This window comes from Nocardioides sp. LHG3406-4 (assembly GCF_049897745.1).
Lineage (GTDB): Bacteria > Actinomycetota > Actinomycetes > Propionibacteriales > Nocardioidaceae > Nocardioides.
In genome coordinates, this window is the sequence record NZ_JAFCWV010000001.1 from 782,797 (window position 1) to 800,220 (window position 17,424).

21 protein-coding genes are annotated in these 17,424 nt (G+C 71.4%); 6 read left to right on the forward strand and 15 right to left on the reverse strand.

Annotation, left to right across the window (positions count from 1 at the left end):
* Positions 1-8 precede the first annotated feature (8 nt).
* The 5 genes from ACP7BP_RS03805 to ACP7BP_RS03825 form a co-directional block, all read right to left on the reverse strand.
* Positions 9-1,205 carry a 1-acyl-sn-glycerol-3-phosphate acyltransferase gene (locus ACP7BP_RS03805; RefSeq protein WP_426242646.1) on the reverse strand — a complete coding sequence of 399 codons (1,197 nt, stop codon included), beginning with the start codon at positions 1,203-1,205 and terminating at the stop codon, positions 9-11.
* Complete coding sequence (locus tag ACP7BP_RS03810) at positions 1,198-2,181, reverse strand: NAD-dependent epimerase/dehydratase family protein (RefSeq protein WP_426242647.1); 984 nt, start codon at positions 2,179-2,181, stop codon at positions 1,198-1,200. The genes ACP7BP_RS03805 and ACP7BP_RS03810 overlap by 8 nt, the downstream gene beginning before the upstream one ends.
* 13 nt (positions 2,182-2,194) lie before the next feature.
* Positions 2,195-2,296 carry a 30S ribosomal protein bS22 gene (locus ACP7BP_RS03815; protein ID WP_008356322.1) on the reverse strand — a complete coding sequence of 34 codons (102 nt, stop codon included), beginning with the start codon at positions 2,294-2,296 and terminating at the stop codon, positions 2,195-2,197.
* A 129-nt stretch (positions 2,297-2,425) separates the two neighbouring features.
* The gene (locus ACP7BP_RS03820; protein ID WP_426242650.1) at positions 2,426-2,623 is read right to left on the reverse strand and encodes a helix-turn-helix domain-containing protein; all 198 of its coding nucleotides are present in this window, start codon (positions 2,621-2,623) and stop codon (positions 2,426-2,428) included.
* 226 nt (positions 2,624-2,849) lie between these two features.
* The gene (locus tag ACP7BP_RS03825; protein WP_426242651.1) at positions 2,850-4,034 is read right to left on the reverse strand and encodes an acetoin utilization protein AcuC; all 1,185 of its coding nucleotides are present in this window, start codon (positions 4,032-4,034) and stop codon (positions 2,850-2,852) included.
* 189 nt (positions 4,035-4,223) lie between these two features.
* Between ACP7BP_RS03825 and trpS the strand changes: the two genes are divergently transcribed.
* Complete coding sequence (trpS, locus tag ACP7BP_RS03830; RefSeq protein ID WP_426242653.1) at positions 4,224-5,177, forward strand: tryptophan--tRNA ligase; 954 nt, start codon at positions 4,224-4,226, stop codon at positions 5,175-5,177.
* 36 nt (positions 5,178-5,213) lie between these two features.
* On the forward strand, positions 5,214-5,714 hold the full coding sequence (locus tag ACP7BP_RS03835) for a general stress protein (RefSeq protein ID WP_426242655.1): 501 nt from the start codon (positions 5,214-5,216) through the stop codon (positions 5,712-5,714).
* Here ACP7BP_RS03835 and proC read toward each other — a convergent pair.
* The 4 genes from proC to ACP7BP_RS03855 form a co-directional block, all read right to left on the reverse strand.
* Positions 5,711-6,514 (reverse strand): pyrroline-5-carboxylate reductase, encoded by an 804-nt coding sequence (gene proC / locus ACP7BP_RS03840; protein WP_426242657.1) that lies wholly within the window; start codon positions 6,512-6,514, stop codon positions 5,711-5,713. The two genes, ACP7BP_RS03835 and proC, sit on opposite strands and share 4 nt — an antisense overlap.
* A gap of 19 nt (positions 6,515-6,533) precedes the next feature.
* A complete protein-coding gene (locus ACP7BP_RS03845) occupies positions 6,534-7,469 on the reverse strand; it encodes a proline dehydrogenase family protein (protein ID WP_426242659.1) in 936 nt (311 codons plus the stop codon).
* Positions 7,470-7,563: 94 nt separating this feature from the next.
* A complete protein-coding gene (locus ACP7BP_RS03850) occupies positions 7,564-8,340 on the reverse strand; it encodes an ABC transporter permease (RefSeq protein ID WP_426242660.1) in 777 nt (258 codons plus the stop codon).
* On the reverse strand, positions 8,337-9,047 hold the full coding sequence (locus ACP7BP_RS03855) for an ABC transporter ATP-binding protein (RefSeq protein WP_426242662.1): 711 nt from the start codon (positions 9,045-9,047) through the stop codon (positions 8,337-8,339). The genes ACP7BP_RS03850 and ACP7BP_RS03855 overlap by 4 nt, the downstream gene beginning before the upstream one ends.
* A 93-nt stretch (positions 9,048-9,140) precedes the next feature.
* On the opposite strand from ACP7BP_RS03855, the gene ACP7BP_RS03860 reads away from it, so the two are divergent.
* The gene (locus tag ACP7BP_RS03860; protein ID WP_426242664.1) at positions 9,141-9,653 is read left to right on the forward strand and encodes a Gmad2 immunoglobulin-like domain-containing protein; all 513 of its coding nucleotides are present in this window, start codon (positions 9,141-9,143) and stop codon (positions 9,651-9,653) included.
* Between the two features lie 7 nt (positions 9,654-9,660).
* Here ACP7BP_RS03860 and ACP7BP_RS03865 read toward each other — a convergent pair whose 3' ends face one another.
* From ACP7BP_RS03865 to ACP7BP_RS03875, 3 genes are read right to left on the reverse strand one after another with little or no spacing between them, the layout of a single operon-like run.
* The gene (locus ACP7BP_RS03865; protein ID WP_426242666.1) at positions 9,661-10,263 is read right to left on the reverse strand and encodes a TetR family transcriptional regulator; all 603 of its coding nucleotides are present in this window, start codon (positions 10,261-10,263) and stop codon (positions 9,661-9,663) included.
* 59 nt (positions 10,264-10,322) lie between these two features.
* Positions 10,323-11,126, reverse strand: a complete 804-nt coding sequence (locus ACP7BP_RS03870; RefSeq protein WP_426242667.1) for a sugar phosphate isomerase/epimerase family protein — start codon at positions 11,124-11,126, stop codon at positions 10,323-10,325.
* On the reverse strand, positions 11,123-12,058 hold the full coding sequence (locus ACP7BP_RS03875; protein WP_426242668.1) for a Ppx/GppA family phosphatase: 936 nt from the start codon (positions 12,056-12,058) through the stop codon (positions 11,123-11,125). Before ACP7BP_RS03875 ends, ACP7BP_RS03870 begins: the two co-directional genes overlap by 4 nt.
* A gap of 32 nt (positions 12,059-12,090) precedes the next feature.
* On the opposite strand from ACP7BP_RS03875, the gene ACP7BP_RS03880 reads away from it, so the two are divergent.
* The 3 genes from ACP7BP_RS03880 to ACP7BP_RS03890 all read left to right on the forward strand — a co-directional run bounded on the left by ACP7BP_RS03880 (position 12,091) and on the right by ACP7BP_RS03890 (position 14,411).
* Entirely contained in the window at positions 12,091-12,867 is a 777-nt protein-coding gene (locus tag ACP7BP_RS03880) for a hypothetical protein (RefSeq protein ID WP_426242670.1), read from the forward strand.
* 160 nt (positions 12,868-13,027) lie between these two features.
* Positions 13,028-13,666, forward strand: a complete 639-nt coding sequence (locus ACP7BP_RS03885) for a VOC family protein (RefSeq protein WP_426242671.1) — start codon at positions 13,028-13,030, stop codon at positions 13,664-13,666.
* A gap of 37 nt (positions 13,667-13,703) precedes the next feature.
* Positions 13,704-14,411, forward strand: a complete 708-nt coding sequence (locus tag ACP7BP_RS03890) for a class I SAM-dependent methyltransferase (protein ID WP_426242673.1) — start codon at positions 13,704-13,706, stop codon at positions 14,409-14,411.
* A gap of 33 nt (positions 14,412-14,444) precedes the next feature.
* Here ACP7BP_RS03890 and ACP7BP_RS03895 read toward each other — a convergent pair whose 3' ends face one another.
* From ACP7BP_RS03895 to ACP7BP_RS03905, 3 genes are all read right to left on the reverse strand, one after another.
* Positions 14,445-15,704, reverse strand: a complete 1,260-nt coding sequence (locus ACP7BP_RS03895; RefSeq protein ID WP_426242675.1) for a hypothetical protein — start codon at positions 15,702-15,704, stop codon at positions 14,445-14,447.
* Positions 15,701-16,219 carry a SigE family RNA polymerase sigma factor gene (locus ACP7BP_RS03900; protein WP_426242676.1) on the reverse strand — a complete coding sequence of 173 codons (519 nt, stop codon included), beginning with the start codon at positions 16,217-16,219 and terminating at the stop codon, positions 15,701-15,703. Before ACP7BP_RS03900 ends, ACP7BP_RS03895 begins: the two co-directional genes overlap by 4 nt.
* Before the next feature lie 68 nt (positions 16,220-16,287).
* On the reverse strand, positions 16,288-17,340 hold the full coding sequence (locus ACP7BP_RS03905; protein WP_426242678.1) for a LacI family DNA-binding transcriptional regulator: 1,053 nt from the start codon (positions 17,338-17,340) through the stop codon (positions 16,288-16,290).
* Between the last annotated feature and the right edge of the window lie 84 nt (positions 17,341-17,424).

Here is a 17,424-nt window from a genome sequence, read left to right on the forward strand (position 1 = left end):
GGGGAGGGTCAGCCGAAGACCGACTGCCGGTCGAGCAGCAGGGTGTAGAGCGTCTGCTGGATCGTCTCGCGCACCTGATCGGTGACGTTGAAGACGAGCATCGGGTCCTCGGCCTCGGCCTCACCGTAGGAGTCGGTGCGGATCGGCTCCCCGAACTCCAGCAGCCACTTCGACGGCAACGGCACCAGGCCCAGGGGGCCGAGCCACGGGAAGAGCGGCGTGATCGGGATGTACGGCATGCCGAGCAGCCGCGCCAGGGACGGGAGGTTGCCGACCAGCGGGTAGATCTCCTCGGCGCCGACGACCGAGAGCGGCACGATGGGTACGCCGGTGCGCAGCGCCGCGGAGACGAACCCGCCACGACCGAACCGCTGCAGCTTGTAGCGCTCGGACCACTGCTTGCCGATGCCCTTGAAGCCCTCGGGCCAGACGCCCACGAGCTCGCCGTCGTTGAGCATCCGCTCGGCGTCATCGTTGCACGCGAGCGTGGCGCCGCCCTTGCGGGCCATGCTGCTCACCATCGGCATCTTGAAGAGCAGGTCGGCGCCGAGCGGGCGCAGGAAGCGGCCGGTGCGGTCGTGGATGGCGACCATCGTCATCAGCCCGTCGACCGGGACCGTGCCGGAGTGGTTGGACACCACCAGGGCGCCGCCGTCGGTGGGGATGTTCTCGATGCCACGCACCTCGATGCGGAACCACTTCTCCGCGATCGGACGCAGCGCCGCCAGGAAGAACCGCTCGGTGAACTCCTGGTCGAAGCCGTACTCGTCGACGGTGTAGCCCCCTTCGAGGCGCCGGCGCAGGAAGGCGAGGAACTCGGCCAGGCGGCGCTCCCACTCGTCGCCGAAGAGCTCCGCGGCGGCCTGCTGGAAGGCGCCGAGCCAGTCGCCGACCGGGATGCCGGCCAGCGGGTGGCGGTCGCTGGCGGTGGTCGCACTGGTCTGCGGCTCGGGGCTCGCGGGCTTCGCGGAGGCGCGGGGCCTCCGGGGCTCGGCCGGGTCCGACGCCGGCGGCGTCGGCCTCTCGACGGTCGGCCTCTCGACGGCCGGCTTCCCGGGGACCGGCGCCGGCGCCGGCTTGCGGGCCGGCTTGCTCTTCGCGGGAGCCAGGCTGCGGGCGGCCGACGAGGGCTTGGCCTTTCCGGTGCCGCGGCCGGGCCGCCCGGAGGTGCCGATCGGGATGATCTGCGCGTCGTGCTCAGACACTGACGACACCCCCGGCGGTGCGCCGCGGGGCGCCCAGGGACACCCCGAAGTCCGCGAAGGCCATCTCGGTGGTGAAGCTCGGGGTGAACTCCAGCTCGGCGCGCATCCGCGTGGTGTCGACGCCGCGGCCGTAGGTGAGGAAGCCGATCTGCTCGGGCGAGAAGTCGGCCAGCCGTGCCGAGCGCAGCAGGCTGCCCGTGCGGCCCACGGCGAAGCCGGGCAGCGGCACGCTCGGCTTCTCGATGCGTCGCAGCGCCTGCGAGAGCATGAGTACGCCGTCACCCGCGACGTTGAAGGTGCCGCTGACCTCGCGCGTGGCAGCGTGCCGGAGCACCGCCAGCAGGTCGTCCTCGTGGAGGAACTGGAGCCGTGGGTTGAAGCCGAGCACGGTCGGCACCAGGGGCAGCCGGAAGTAGGAGGTGATCGGGCTGACGACGTGCGGGCCGATCACGTTGGCCGCGCGGAGCAGGGTCACCGCGACGTCGGGACGGCGGCGGGCGAACCCGCGGACGTAGCCCTCGATCTCGTAGACGTCCTTGGCGTAGCCGGAGCGGGGCAGCGACTTGGGGCCCATGTCCTCGGTGAACATGGCCGGGTCGCGGCTGCTGGCGCCGTACACCGTGGTAGTCGACTTCACGACCAGACGCCGCACGCCCGGAGCCGCCTGGCAGGCCGCGAGGAGCTGCATCGTCCCGATGACGTTGAGCTCCTTCATCGTGTTGCGGCCACCGGCGCTGCCGGGGGTCGCGATCACGCTCATGTGGACGACGGTGTCGACGTCCTCCTTGGCGATGACCTTGGCGATGACGGAGTTGCGGATGTCGGCGCGGACGAAGGAGACGGCGCCGATGTCACCACGCGGCGGGACGACGTCCACGCCGATGACGCGATCGATGGAGGGGTCGGCCGTGGCCGCCCGCGCGAAGCGGCGCCCGATGTCCCGGGAGACACCCGTGACCAGAACGACCCGCCCCATGATCGGGACAGACTTACTTTCCGAGCTTGCGACGCTGCACGCGCGTCTTCTTCAGGAGCTTGCGGTGCTTCTTCTTGGCCATGCGCTTGCGCCGCTTCTTGATGACAGAACCCACGGGAAACCTTTCAACAAACGTGTGTGGCGGTTCCGGCAGGAGGCCAGACCGACCTGCACAGCCTACTTGCCGTGGCTCAGGGCGGAGAATCCGGTCTCCGCGGCACGGGACCGGAACGCCCCCCGTGGGTCAACCCGCGTTGAAGAAGCTCTTGTGGAGGTACTCGTTGACGTCCTCCTCGGTCACTCGGAACGAGCGCCCCACACGAACGGCAGGGAGCTCGCCGTTGTGGACGAGGCGGTAGACCGTCATCTTCGACACCCTCATCATCGAAGCGACTTCGGCAATCGTCAGGAACTTCACGTCCGACATATCAGCTGCAGCCATGGTGCACCGATCCTTGCTCGCGGCACGGCACCGGCTTCCCCGCCGGTGTCACAAACGTGGCGCACGTGGTGAGACTAGGGCCTCCTGTGACCGGGGGGAAGGGTGTGACTGAAGAAACTTGAGTTGCGACGGCGTGTCGCGTTGCAAATGGCCCATTCGAGCCAGGCGTCCATCCCCTCGTTGGGCCCTTCCCTGGACCCCTCCGGGGCTCCCCTCGGGCTGCGAGTCAGGGAAACGGGTCGAGGCCGTGCAGCGGGAACACCGCGAGCCTGGTTCCGTGGATCGCCCGGTCCAGCCAGGTCGCCGGGTCGTACCCCAGGCTCCAGTCCCGCCAGGCCGGGTCGCGGCCGTCGGTCATCCGGTGCGGCGCCGTACGCCCGGTCACGGTGGCTACGTGGTCGCGCCACTGCGGCGGGGTGGGGGTGTCGGGAGCCAGCGCCCGGCCCGAGACGATCGCGAGCAGATGGGTCCAGGCTCGCGGCACGACGTCGACGATCGCGTACCCGCCGCCGCCGGTCGCCACCCACCGGCCGTCACAGACCTCGTGGGCGAGCTCGTGGAGGGCGAGGTACGCCGCCCGCTGCCCGTCGACGCTGAGCATCAGGTGCGCGAGCGGGTCCTCCATGTGCGAGTCGCAGCCGTGCTGGGTCACCAGGACCTGGGGTTCGAACTCCCTGAGCAACGGGGGCACGACGGCATGGAAGGCGCGCAGCCAGCCACCGTCGCCCGTGCCCGGCGGGAGGGCGACGTTGACCGCCGTGCCCTCCGCGTCGGGCCCGCCCGTGTCGTCCGGGAAGCCGGTGCCCGGGAAGAGCATCTGCCCCGTCTCGTGCAGGGAGATCGTGAGCACCCGCGGGTCGTCGTAGAAGATCGCCTCGACGCCGTCGCCGTGGTGCACGTCGACGTCGACGTAGGCCACTCGCTCGGCGCCCTGGTCGAGGAGCCACTGGATGCCGACCGCCACGTCGTTGTAGATGCAGAACCCGCTGGCCCGGTCGGGCATCGCGTGGTGGAGGCCGCCGGCGACGTTCGCGCTGTGCAGGGACTCGCCGCTCCACACCTGGCGGCAGGCCTCGGCGGTGGCCCCGACCACGTGCGCGGCCGCCAGGTGCATCCCCTCGAAGACGGGGTCGTCGTCGGTGCCGAGGCCGTGCTCGAGGTCGGTCTCGCCCGGAGTCGTCCCACAGCGGGTGACCGCCTCGATCAGGCCGCGGGTGTGGACCGTCGCGACGAGGTCGTCGTCCGCCACGGGCGCGGGTACGACGCGCAGGTGCTCGAGGACGCCGAGCTCGTCGGCCAGCCGCATCGTGAGGTCGACGCGCACCGGCGACATGGGGTGGGCGGGGCCGAAGTCGTACTCGGTGAGGGTTTTGTCGAAGACCACTGTCGCCGGCCCCGCGCAGTCCACCATGGCCGCGAGGCTACTCCGCGGTCGCCATCGGGTGGTTCAATGGACACGTGCCGAACACCTGTATCCAGCTGTGGTGGGCCGCCTGAGGCGGACCACCCTTCGAGCACACCATCGAACAGGCCGCCCACGGGCGGCCTGTCGTGATTTCCGGCGAGGTCTCCGGGGGCGCCCCGACCCAAGGAGACCCCCATGACCACCCTCTCGCTCATCCAGCCGACCGGCCGGCTGACCCTCGGCAACCTGCTCGGCGCGCTGCGCCCGATGGTCGAGCGGCAGGCCGACGCCTTCTACGGCATCGCCGACCTGCACGCCCTGACGGTCCGCCACTCCCCGGCTGCCCTGCGAGCCCGCACCGAGGAGATCGCCGCGCTCATGCTCGCCGTCGGCCTGGACCGCTCGACCCTGTTCCTGCAGAGCCGGGTGCCGGCGCACGCGCAGCTGGCCTACCTGCTCGAGTGCACGGCGTACACGGGCGAGCTGAACCGGATGATCCAGTTCAAGGAGAAGGGCCGCGGCAACGACGCCACCCGCACCTCGCTCTACACCTATCCGGTGCTGATGGCCGCCGACATCCTGCTCTACCGGGCCGAGCAGGTGCCGGTCGGCGACGACCAGCGGCAGCACGTCGAGCTGACGCGCGACCTCGCCCTGCGCTTCAACGCCACCTACGGCCCGGTGTTCACCGTGCCGGAGATGGTTGCGCCGGCAGCCGGCGCGCGGGTGATGTCGCTCTCGGACCCCTCGGTCAAGATGGGCAAGAGCAACGCCGACGAGACCGGCACGGTCTACCTGCTCGACCCGCCCGACGTCGTACGCCGCAAGGTGGCCCGCGCGGTGACCGACTCCGACGTCGGCGCCGACGCGGTCCGCCACGACCGCGCAGCCAAGCCGGGCGTCACGAACCTGCTCGAGATCCTGGCCGCCTGCGGGGGCTCGCCGGCCGGCATCACGACGTATGGCGCTCTCAAGGCTGCCGTCACCGACGCGGTCGTGGGGCTGCTCGACCCGCTCCAGAAGGCGTACGCCGACCTCGCCGACGACGCTGCGCACGTGCGGTCGGTCTTCGCGGCAGGTGAGCACCGCTGTCGCGAGGTGACGGGACCAGTGCTGGCTGCCGCCGGGTCGGCGATGGGGCTCGCGTGAGGCGTGCATCTGGCGCTTCGGTGCCACACTGGAGGGATGAGCACCCCTGAGATCAACGCGTCCGCGCTGGGCCTGGACTTCCCCCAGTCGCTGGCCGTCTACGCGACGTATGCCGAGGCGCAGAAGGCGGTCGACCACCTGGCCGACCAGGAGTTCCCGGTCGAGAACTGCATGATCGTCGGCACCGACCTCAAGCAGGTCGAGCGCATCACCGGGCGGCTCACCTTCGCGCGGGTGGCCATGCTGGGTGCGCTGTCGGGTCTGTGGCTGGGTGCGTTCGTCGGGCTGCTCTTCGCGATCTTCGTCGACGGCAACCTGGTGACGATGCTGATCTCGACGGCGCTCTTCGGGCTGGTCTTCGGAGCGGTGTGGGCCATCGTCGGCTACGCGTTCACCCGCGGCGAGCGGGACTTCTCCTCCGTGAAGGCGGTGGTGGCCACCCGCTATGAGGTGCTCGTCGAGCACAAGCACCGCGAGAGGGCGCGCGAGATCCTCGCGGCCACCCCCGGCCTGCTGCCCGACCCCTTCGCGGGCTAGGCGCCCTCGGCCAGCTCGCGCGAACGGTCGCGAGCGGCCTCCATGGCCGCGAGGAACGCGGCCCGGACCTTGTGGCTCTCCAGCTCGCGCAGCGCGGCCGCGGTTGTGCCGGCCGGGGAGGTGACCTGCTCCCGGAGCACGGCGGGGTGGGTGCCGGTCTCGCGCAGCATCATCCCCGAGCCGACCACGGTCTGGATGACGAGCTCGGTGGCGGTGGCGCGCGGCAGGCCCAGGTGCACGCCGGCCTCGATCATCGACTCGACGACGAAGAAGATGTACGCCGGCCCGGAGCCGGAGATCGCGGTGACGGCGTCCATCTGCTTCTCGGGGACGCGCAGCACCTTGCCGCACGACGCCATCAGCGACTCGGCCTCGGCCAGGTGCGCCTCGTCGCAGTGCTTGCCCGGGGAGATCGCGGCCATCCCCTCGTCGACCAGGGCGGGGGTGTTGGGCATGACCCGGACGACGGCCACGCCGTCGGGCACGCGCGACTCGATGTAGGCCGTGGTGATGCCCGCGGCCAGCGAGACCACGAGCTGTCCGGGGCGCAGGTCCGGGGCGATCTCGGTGAGCAGGGCGTCCATGTCCTGCGGCTTGACGACCAGGGCGAGGGTCTCGGCCTTGCGCGCCGCGTCGCGGTTGCTGACGACGGCGACGCCATACCGCTCCTCGAGCTCACGGGCGCGGTCGGGTCGCTTCTCTCCGACCAGCAGGTCGTCGACGCGGCGCCCGGCGCGGACGAGCCCGGACAGCAGGGTCTCCCCCATCACTCCGGCGCCGAGGATCGAGGTCTGGGTCATGGCGCCATTGTGGACCGGATCACTTCTTGGAGACGAGGGACCTCAGGAACATGGACAGGTTCTGCGGGCGCTCGGCCAGCCGGCGGATCAGGTAGCCGTACCACTCGACGCCGTAGGGGACGTAGACGCGCACCGTCTCGCCGCTCTCGGCCAGCCGTCGCTGCTCGTCGGGCCGGATGCCGTAGAGCATCTGGAACTCGTAGGTCCCCTGCGCCCGGCCGTAGCGGCTGGCGAGGCTCGAGGCGATCTGCACCATCCGCGGGTCGTGCGTGGCGATCATCGGGTAGCAGTCACCGGCCAGCAGCACCTTGAGACAGCGCACGTAGGACCGGTCGATGTCGACGCGCGACTGGAAGGCGACGTCCTCGGGCTCGAGGTAGGCACCCTTGCAGAGCCGCACTCGCGAGCCCTCGTGCGCCAGCGCCCGACAGTCGGCCTCCGTGCGGAAGAGCGCCGCCTGGAGCGCCGCCCCCGTCTCGGGGAAGTCCTTGCGCAGCTCGCGCAGGATCTGCAGCGTCGAGTCGGTGGTGCGGTGCTCCTCCATGTCGATGGTCACGGTGGTGCCGGCGTTGCGCGCCGCACGGCAGATGGCGCGGGCGTTCTCGAGCGCGACCTTGTAGCCGTTCACCGGCAGGGACTGGCCCACGGCCGACAGCTTGACGCTGACCTCCGACTTGCGGGAGAGGCCGCGGGTGGCGAGCTGCTCCAGCAGGTCCTTGTACGCCGCCACGGTGGCATCGGCCTGCTCGGGCTCCGCGACCTCCTCGCCGAGGAAGTCGAGGGTCACGGTGAGGCCGCCGTCGATGAGCCGCGCGGCCGCGTCGGCGGCCGACCGGGTGGACTCGCCGGGGACGTAGCTGGCGACGATGCCCGACGAGACCGGCAGGGTGGACAGGAGCCGCTTGGCCTGCCTCGACCGGGAGAGCAGCAGGATGGGCTGGCGGAGCAACGACATGCACTGAGTCCTTCGTGGGTCTCGCAGTTCGACCGCGAACGCACAGCCGACGTCCGGCCGGCAATCGCAGCGGTCTCTCGCTTCGTCCCACAGGTTACGCCGTGCGCCTGCGCAGCGTGACGGCCCCGAGGCCCAGTCCGGCGGCCGTGAAGCAGGCGATGACGGCGACGTCCTGCCACACCTCGGCGGCGCTCGCGCTGACGACGAGGTGCTGCATCGCGTCGACGGCGTACGACAGCGGCAGCACGTTGCTGACGGCCTCGAGCACGTCGGGCAGCACCGGTCGGGGCACGAACAGCCCGCAGAGCAGGATCTGCGGCACCACCACCGCGGGCATGAACTGCACGGCCTGGAACTCCGTGCGGGCGAACGCGCTGACGAAGAGCCCCAGCGCCGTGCCGAGCACCGCGTCGGCCACGGCGACGACCGTCAGCAGCCAGACCGCGCCGTCGATGTCGAGGCCGAGCAGGCCGACGCTGACGCCGACCGCGAAGGCCGACTGGACGGCGGCGATCAGCCCGAACGCCAGTGCGTAGCCGAGGAGGAAGTCGAGGCGTCCCATCGGCATCGAGAGGAGGCGCTCGAGGGTGCCGCTGGAGCGCTCGCGCAGGGTCGTGACGCTGGTGACGAGGAACATCACGATGAAGGGGAAGAGGGCCAGCAGACCGGGCCCGACCTTGCTGAAGGTGCCGCCCGGGGTGTCCTCGAACATCCACCAGAGCAGGGTCATCAGCAGCGTCGGCAGCACGACCAGCATGGCGAGCGTGCGGTGGTCGCGGCGGATCTGGGTGAGCACCCGTCCAGCCACCGCGAGCGTGATCTCGAGACGGGCGCGGGGCGCCGTCCTCGGACTCGCGACCCGGGTGCTCATGCGGCCTCCTCGACGATCTGCAGGAACGCCGCCTCGATGTCGTCCGAGCCCGACTTCTCCTTGATCTCGGCCGGTGTGCCGTCGGCGATGATCCGCCCCTCGCGCATCAGCAGCAGCCGGTCGCACCGGTCGGCCTCGTCCATGACGTGGCTCGACACCAGCACCGCCCTGCCTTCGTCGGCCAGCCGGTGGAAGAGCCCCCAGAGGTCCCGGCGCAGCACCGGGTCGAGGCCGACGGTGGGCTCGTCGAGGACGAGCACGTCGGGCTCCCCCAGCAGCGCGACGGCCAGGCTGGCCCGCGAGCGCTGGCCGCCGCTGAGGGTGCCGACGGTCTGGTCGCGGTGGCGCGCCAGGTCGACGGCCTCGATGGCGGTGCCAATGCCGGCGGCGTCGACACTCAGCACCCTGGCGAAGAACCGCAGGTTCTCGGCGATCGAGAGGTCGTCGTACACGCTGGCGGCCTGGGTGACGTAGCCGACCCGGTCGCGAAGGGTGCGGTCGCCCGCCGGGGTGCCGAGGATCGTGACGGTGCCGCCGCGGACCTGCTGCACGCCGACGATCGAGCGCATCAGCGTGGACTTGCCGCAGCCGCTCGGGCCGAGCAGGCCGGTGACGCCCGGACCGACGCCGACGGTGATGCCGGGCAGCACGTCGCGGCCGCCGCGCACGACGTGGAGGTCCTGGATCTCGATGACGTTATTCATCATGTGTTGAATTGTGCTCCTGGTCCTCGGGATCTGGCAAGGCCCCGCGAACTGCCGCATCCTGGATGCCTCAACCCGCCGGATCAGGAGGACGCCATGCCGATCATCACGCAGGTGAAGGTGCACCATCCCGTGAAGAGCCAGCTCGTCGGCCGGAGGTTCGTCGTGGCGGGTGTCGGCTCGGGCTTCGAGGGGACGATCGGCCTGCGGGTGCTCGACTCCCGCGGCCGCGAACTCGCCGTCGGGTCCGCCCAGTCCGCCGGCGGGATGGCCGGCATGGGCGAGTTCAGCGCCACCCTGACGATGGCGTCGCCTCCGCGGAACGGCGCCCGGGTCACGCTGCAGGCCTTCGGCGACAACCCCGGGCTCCCCGACGAGGGACCGTCGCCGGGGTTCGACCTGGTCGAGGTGCCGCTGATCGTCTTCCCCGGCCTGCAGGGCTGGATCCTCTACCGCGTGGCCTCCGGCGACACCCTCACGTCGATCCGCCGCGACCTGCGCCCCTACACCTCGGCGACCGTCGCGCACATCGTTGCCGCCAACCCGCGGATCGACGACCCCGACGTGATCAAGGTGGGCTGGAAGCTACGGGTGCCGCAGCTCGGCTGAGGCGCCCTCAGGGCAGGGGGCCGGTGAGGTAGCGCTGGATCGTCGGGGCGTACGTCGCCACCACCAGGTCGCCCGGCATGGAGGCCAGGGGCTCGACCTGCAGGACGTAGCGCATCAGGATCAGCCCGATGACCTGGCTGGCCACCAGCGGCATCCGGTGCTCGGGCCGGTCGATCCCGAGCGCCAACCCGATCGGCTCGATCACCACCGGCAGGAAGCCGTCGCTCAGCAGCCGGTGCCCCGCGGGATCCATCACCGCTCTGGCGACCGCCAGCAGCGAGGGCCGCAGCTCCGGGTCGTCCCACACCGAGAGGAACGCGGTGAGGAATCGCTCGGCCGCACCGTCCGGACCTCCGGCGACGACCGGCGCCACCACCACCCGAGGGTCGATGGGGATGTCGAGGGCGGCCAGGAACAGGTCGTCCTTGGTGCCGAAGTAGTGGTGCACCAGCGCCGGGTCGACCCCCGCCGCCGTGGCGACGGCGCGGATCGTCGTACCCCGGAAGCCCTTCTCGGCGAACGACGCCTGCGCCGCCTTGAGGACTGCCGCGCGAGTGTCGGGGGCGCCCGGACGGCGGCCCCGCGACGCGGGACGAGCGCGGGCGGGCATGGCGACGAGGGTACGCCGGGACGATGCGCGCAGGTCGGCGTTCGACCGGTCGATCCCGGTTAGCGCGCCGGGACCACGAAGTGGGCTCGGGCGAACTCCAGCGACTCGCGCAGGTCGGTCTCGCGCTCGGCGCGCGTGGTGCAACGGCGGGTGTTGATCTCGACCACGATGTCGCCGCCGAAGCCACCGGCGGCGAGGTGGGCGAGCAGGTCGGCGGCCCCGGTGGTGCCGCGGCCCGGGACCAGGTGCTCGTCCTTCGCCGAGTCGGTGCCGTCGGTGAGGTGGACGTGGTGCAGGCGGCGGCCCATCCGGTCGGCCATCGCGATCACGTCGGAGCGCGCGATCGAGGCGTGGGAGAGGTCGAGGGTGGTGTGCGCGTAGGACTCCTCGGAGGGGTCCCAGCCGGGGACGTACATCTCCATGCCCTTCGAGACCCGCCGCCGCGACGACGCCCGCCACGGGTACATGTTCTCCACGGCGAAGACGATGCCCGTGGACTCCTCCAGGGCGGCGATGCCGTCGACGAACCCCGCAGCGTAGTCCCGCTGCCACCGGAACGGGGGGTGCACGACGACCGTCGGGGCTCCGAGCTCGGCCGCCATCTCGGCGGACCGCTCGAGCTTGCCCCACGGCTCGGTGCCCCAGACCCGCTGGGTGAACAGCAGGCACGGGGCGTGCACCGCCCGCACCGGCATGCCGTGGTGCTCGGCCAATTGCGCGACTGCCGACTTCTGCTGCGACAGCGCGTCGATGCCCACCATCACCTCGACGGCGTCGTAGCCCAGCGAGGCGGCGTACCCGAAGGCGTGCGCCGTCGACTCGGGGTAGACCGAGGCGGTGGAGAGTCCGACGGTGACCGTCACGGCACCCTGATCCGGTCCAGGCGCTCAAGGATCACGCCCTCGCGCAGCGCCCACGGGCAGATCTCCAGCTCGGGCAGGTCGAAGATGTCCATGACCGCCTCCGCGACGAGCGCGCCGGGCACGATCTGGTGCGTGCGGCTCGGCGAGACGCCGGGGAGGGAGGCGAGCTCGGCCGGTGGCATGGCCATCAGCTTGGGGATCCACTCGGCCAGCTCGACGGCCTCCAGTGCCCGCGGCACGAGGGGTCCGTCGGCGGACGCCGCCGCCCCACAGATGCGGGCCAGCGACCTGAAGGTCTTCGACGTCGCGGCGGCCCGGTCGGGGGCGCCGGGGCGCAGCACGTGGCCGGCATCGCGGGCGATGTCGGTGCGGATCTGCCGGCGCAGGCGGCGTACGGCGTCGTCGTTGGGGGCTGCGCCGCCCCCGAACCACTCACGCGCGAGCCGGGCCGCACCCAGCGGCAGCGACCACGCCACGTCGGGGGCCTCGTCGGTGCCGGCGGCCACCTCGAGCGAACCGCCGCCGATGTCGAAGACGGCCAGCCGACCGGCCGACCACCCGAACCAGCGGCGTACGGCGAGGAAGGTCAGCCGCGCCTCGTCCTCGCCCGAGAGCACCTCGATCTCGGCGCCCGTGCGCTGGGCCACGTGGGCGAGCACGTCGTCGGAGTTGACCGCCTCCCGCACCGCGGACGTGGCGAAGGCGAGCATCTCCTCACAGCCCTTGTCCTCGGCCACCGACATGGCCGCGGCGGCAAACCCGGTGAGCGCGTCGATGCCCTCGGTCGTGACGGCACCGTCGGCGTCGAGGTGCTCGGCGAGGCGCAGGGACTCCTTGTAGGAGGAGGCCGGCAGTGGGGCGGCGCCGCGGTGGGCGTCGACCACGAGCAGGTGGCCCGTGTTCGAGCCGATGTCGAGGACGCCCAGGCGCATGGGTCCAACCTAGTGGACAGTAGGTTGGACGCGTGCCTGAAGTGGATCCGGTCTTCCCACGCGCGTTCGTGGAGTTCGCCGATCCCGCCGACGCCGAGCAGGTGTTCCGGTGCGATCTCACCTGGCTGACGTCCAGCTACATGTGCATCTTCGGCCAGGGCTGCCAGGGCATCTACGCCGACTCCCCCGACACGGGCTGCTGCACGCTCGGCGCGCACTTCTCCGACAGGGCCGACGAGAAGCGGGTCGCAGCCTTCGTCGACCAGCTCACGCCCCTCACGTGGCAGTTCCACCCCGGCCGCCTCGTGCGCAAGAAGGACTGGGTCGAGGTCGACGAGGAGGGCGACCGCAAGACGCTGGCCGTCGACGTCGACGGGCAGCGCAGCTGCGTCTTCCACAACCGCGCCGACTTTCCCACCGGCGCCGGCTGCGCGCTGCACGGGCTGGCCCTGATGCAGGGACGCAACCCGCTCGAGACCAAGCCCGACGTGTGCTGGCAGCTGCCCATCCGGCGGACGTTCCGCACGGTCGAGCGGCCGGACGAGACGTCGTACACGGAGGTCACCATCGGGGAGTACGAGCGCAGCGGCTGGGGGCCGGGCGGTCACGACCTCGACTGGTACTGCACCGCCAACACCGAGGCGCACGTCGCGCCCGAGCCCCTCTACATCACCAACGAGCCCGAGCTGACCGAGCTGATGGGGCCGGCGGCGTACGACGAGCTGGTCCACCACTGCGAGGCGCACCTGCGGTCGCGGTCGCTGCTGGCGATCCACCCGGCCGACCCGCACTCAGGGGGGCGCGCCTAGGTTCACGGGGCTTCGGTGCGCTTCACGGGGGTTGCAACCCTCGTGAAGCGTCGGGATACCCGGGTACCCGGGTATCACGACGGGCACCCCCACACGTCTCGACATCAAGACACCCGACCCCAGTGTCAGCGCGCGGGGATGCCCAGTTGAGAATGCCTGCATGCGCCTGGACCACCTCTCGTTCGCCGCCGGACCCGACGGCCTCGCCAGCACTGCCCAGCGCCTGGGGGAACTTCTCGGTCGTGACTTCACCGATGGTGGAGTCCACCCACGCTTCGGCACCCGCAACATGATCCTGCCGCTCGCCGAGGGCACCTACCTCGAGATCGTCGAGGTCCTCGACCATCCCGCCTCCGACAAGGCGCCGTTCGGGCAGGCGGTGCGCGCGCGCTCCCTGCTCGGTGGCGGCTGGCTCGGCTGGTGCGTCTCGGTCGACGACCTCAGCGACGTCGAGCGCCGCCTCGGTCGCGAAGCGGTCAAGGGCAACCGGCACCGCCCCGACGGCACCGAGCTGCTGTGGAAGCAGATCGGCGTCAACGGGCTGATCAGCGACCCGCAGCTGCCGTTCTTCATCCATTGGGAGGTGCCGGCCGAGCTGCACCCCGGCCACGGCTCCGACGGGGAGTACTCCCTGGCCTGCCTCGAGATCGCCGGCGACCCGCAGCGGGTCAGCGAGTGGCTCGGCCAGCCGGTCGAGCAGCCTCTCGAGGACTTCAAGGTCGACTGGGTCGCCCCGCACGGCACGCCCGGCATCATCGCCGCGCAGATCCAGACCCCGGCCGGGCTCGTCCGCATCTGACCCAGCTGCAGGCCGCGACGAACGAGCGGCGTGTGTCGTGAGGGCAGGAAGAGCAAGCTCCCGCGGGGCCATCCCGAGCCCCAACATCTGGCACCACCCCGCGACGTACGAGCTCGAGAACCGCGCCGCCGACCCGCAGGAGCGCATCCTCGAGGCGATGCGCTCGGTGAGCGACTGGTCCGGACGCGACGTGCTCGACCTCGGCTGCGGCACCGGGTTCCACCTGCCGACCTGGGCGGGTACGGCGCGACGCGTCGTCGGCGTGGAGCCCCATCCCGACCTCGCCGCCCTCGCGCGGCGGCGTACCCGCGCCCTGGCGAACGTCACGGTGCTGCCCGGCCTGTCCGAGGACATCCCCCTGCCGGACGCGAGCGTCGACGTCGCGCACGCTCGCTGGGCCTACTTCTTCGGGCCGGGCTGCGAGCCGGGGCTGCGCGAGCTCGACCGGGTGGTGCGCCACGGCGGCACGGCCTTCGTCATCGACAACGACGCCCGTCGCTCGACGTTCGGCGCCTGGTTCCGCCGGGGGTACCCGATGGTCGATCCCGAGGCGGTCGAGCGCTTCTGGTCCACGCACGGCTGGACCCGCATCGAGGTCGACATGGGCTGGGCATTCGCGAGCCGCGGCGACCTGGAGAGCGTCGTACGCATCGAGTTCAGCCGCGCCGTGGCCGACGAGATCCTGGCGGGCCACGATGGCCTCGAGGTCGACTACGCCGTCAACGTGTGGTGGCGGCACTTCTGAGGTCAGTGAGCGGGCCCTCCTGCTCGAGGTGTCTCAGTAGTCGATGAATCTGATGACCGGCGCCGGGCCGAACATGGGATCCACCTCCGGATCCAAGGTCAGCCGGGCCTCGGGACCGGCCTTTTCGCAGGCACCCGTGCTGACCGCGCAGCGCACGACCTGGATGGTCTGCTTCCCGGCGCCCTCACCCCCGTTCAAGGGGATGAGGAGCGTGTCGTCGGTCTCCCAGCCGACGGCGCCGAGCCATTCGAGGTCGTCGTCGGCCAGCACGTCGGCCGGAGCGTCCAACGACACCCACTTCCCGTTCCGCACGTCCCAGATCTCCGGCAGGTCGTCGGTCAACAGCCAGCGTCCGTCGGGCGACAGGTCGAGCGCCTCGCCGAGATAGCGGCCCATGCAGTGGGTCGCCTCTTCCTCCCAGGCGACGGGGGTGACCCGCGAAAGGGTCGCACAGGTGTTGCTCTTCTCGCTGTAGTCGTAGGTGAGTGCGTAGCCTGCGGCACCGTGACCGATGGAGAAGATCAGGCTCTCGGGGCCGCCCAACTCGACGGTCGAGCCGTCGGGTCGCAGCAGCCACTCGGTGCCCAGGCCCTCGAACGTCGGCGCCCCCCGGTAGACGAGGCCCTCGTCGGTCCAACCGCTGATCCGCAGCCCTGTGGCCCACGTCGTGCTCGGCTCCTCGACCACCGCCGGGTCGTGCGGGATCTCGCTGAGATCAAGGGTCTCGACGTTCACGACCCGGTTGCCGTACGCCACCTGCACGCCGTCGGGCGAGACGAAGGCGGGTGACCAGCCGCCACCCTGATTGTCCCGGTACGCCGGCAGGGCGCGCAGCCCGCCGTCGGGTGTGAGCACGGCGGGCGCCATCTCTGGTGCGTCGGTGCGCAGCATGACCAACCAGCCGCCGGAGACCCTCTGCGCGGGTCGGGACTTGTCGACGTTCCCAGGCACCTCGACCATGGCCGTGCCGTCTCGCAACCCGGCGTCGGTAAACATCGGCAGGCCGGGCTCCAGCCCCTCAGGCAGAGAGCGCGCCCACGCCAGCTGCGCTGACGGGTCCGCCGCCGCGCTGCCGGTGACGGGCCCGAGCTCACGGTCTGGCCCCATGCCAGGTACCACCAGCAGCCCAGCGACCACAGCGACGGCGCTGCCGGCCACGAGCGCCGACGTACGGCGACGGCGGCGACGCCGACCCGCCTGCAGTGCCTGGTCAGCGAATCCGACGGCGGCCTCGACGCCGTCCACGGCGGCCCGGAGGTCGCGGGTGAACCGGTCCTCGATCTGGGTGTTCATAGCATCTCCTGCTTCGCGTCGTCGTCGGCTTGGATGGCGATGCGCAGCGCCGCGAGTCCGCGCGACGCATGTGCCTTGACCGAGCCCTGGCTGCAACCGAGCGTCCGGGCGATCTCGGCCTCCGAGAGGTCCTCGTAGTAGCGCAGCACCAGCACGGTGCGCTGGCGGGGCGACAGCGAGGCGAGCAGCTGCCATACGGCCTGCCGTTCGCCGACAGCATCGACCGCACTGGCCGATCGGTGCGTTGTCTCGGGCACCTCGTCGACGAGCAACTCGGGCCGGCGGGCCCGTCCACGCGTCCGGTCGATCGCGGCCCGCGTCATCGTCGTACGGACGTAGGCCTCCTGTGCGCCCTGCTTGCGGATCCGCCACCACGAGACGTACGCCTTGGCGAGAGCCGCCTGCACGAGATCCTCTGCCGCATGCCGATCACCCGCCGAGAGCAGGGTCGCGGTCCGCAGGAGGGCCGACGAGCGCGCCTGCACGAACTCAACGAAGTCTGCGTCCTTGTCCACCGAGATCCTCTCTTTGGCTTCTCAGTGGGAAAGACGACAGGACCGCCGGCGGGGTTGACGCCCCATGGTCAGCTCGAGCCGCGCACCGACAGCGTGGGGGTCAGCAGCACGCCGGGCTGGGCGACCCGCGGGGTGGCGAGCAGACCCTGCAGCGCCTGCACGATCTCGACCGCGACGTCCTCGAGGGGCTGGCGCACCGAGGTGAGTCCGGGTGGCACGACCTGGGCTACCTGTGAGTCGTCGAAGCCGACCACCGCGATGTCGCGGCCGGCGACTATCCCGCGGTCGGCCAGCGTGTGCAGGACGCCCATCGCCAGGGTGTCGGAGGCGCAGACGAAGGCCGAGGGCTGCGCCTCGTCGAGGAGTACGGCGCTGGCGCCGCGCCCGCTCGCGATGGTGTCCTCCACGCGGCTGGCGAGCCCCGTCGTGCTCAGGCCGCGGCCGTGCATCGACCGGAGCCAGCCGGCCCGGCGGTCCTCGCCGATGAAGGAGTCCTTCTTCCAGCCCATCCAGGCCACCCGGGTGTGCCCCTTGTCGAGCAGGTGCTCGGTGGCCAGGGCGGCGCCCGCGGCGCCGTCGACGTCGACCCACGCGTGGGTCGCACCGGGCTCCTCCCACGGCCGCCCGAAGGCGACGAACGGCGCCCGCTGCTCGCTGAGCCACGCGGCCTGCGGCGCACCCAGGTAGGTGTCGGTGACGACGAACGCGTCGACCGCCGTGGAGCGCAGCAGCCCGTCGTACGCCGACAGCGGCTCGGTGTCGTCGTCGGCGAAGAGGAGCACGTGGTAGCCGGCCTGCGCCGTCGCCTCGACCAAGGAGTGCACGAACCGGTCCATCAGCGCGTTGGCCGTGCCCTCCTGCGCGGGCGTGAAGCGCAGGCCGATCAGGTGGGAGGAGCGGGTGCGCAGGCTCCGGGCCGCGCGGTTGGGCGAGTAGCCGAGGTCGTCGATCGCCTGCCGCACGCGCTGGAGGGTGTCGGGGCGCAGGAGCTCGGGGTTGTTGACCGCGTTGGAGACCGTCTGCCGCGAGACACCCGCGCGCTCGGCCACGTCGGCCAGCGTCGTCGGGGCGACCGGAAGGTTGCCGACGGGTCGGCTCCCCCTCAGCTCCGGATGCGACATCCCGACTCCTTGATCGTTCCAAAAGCGTCGTCAGCATAACCCTGCGCGTCCTCGCCGAACTGTCGGCGGGCTGGCCTAGCGTGC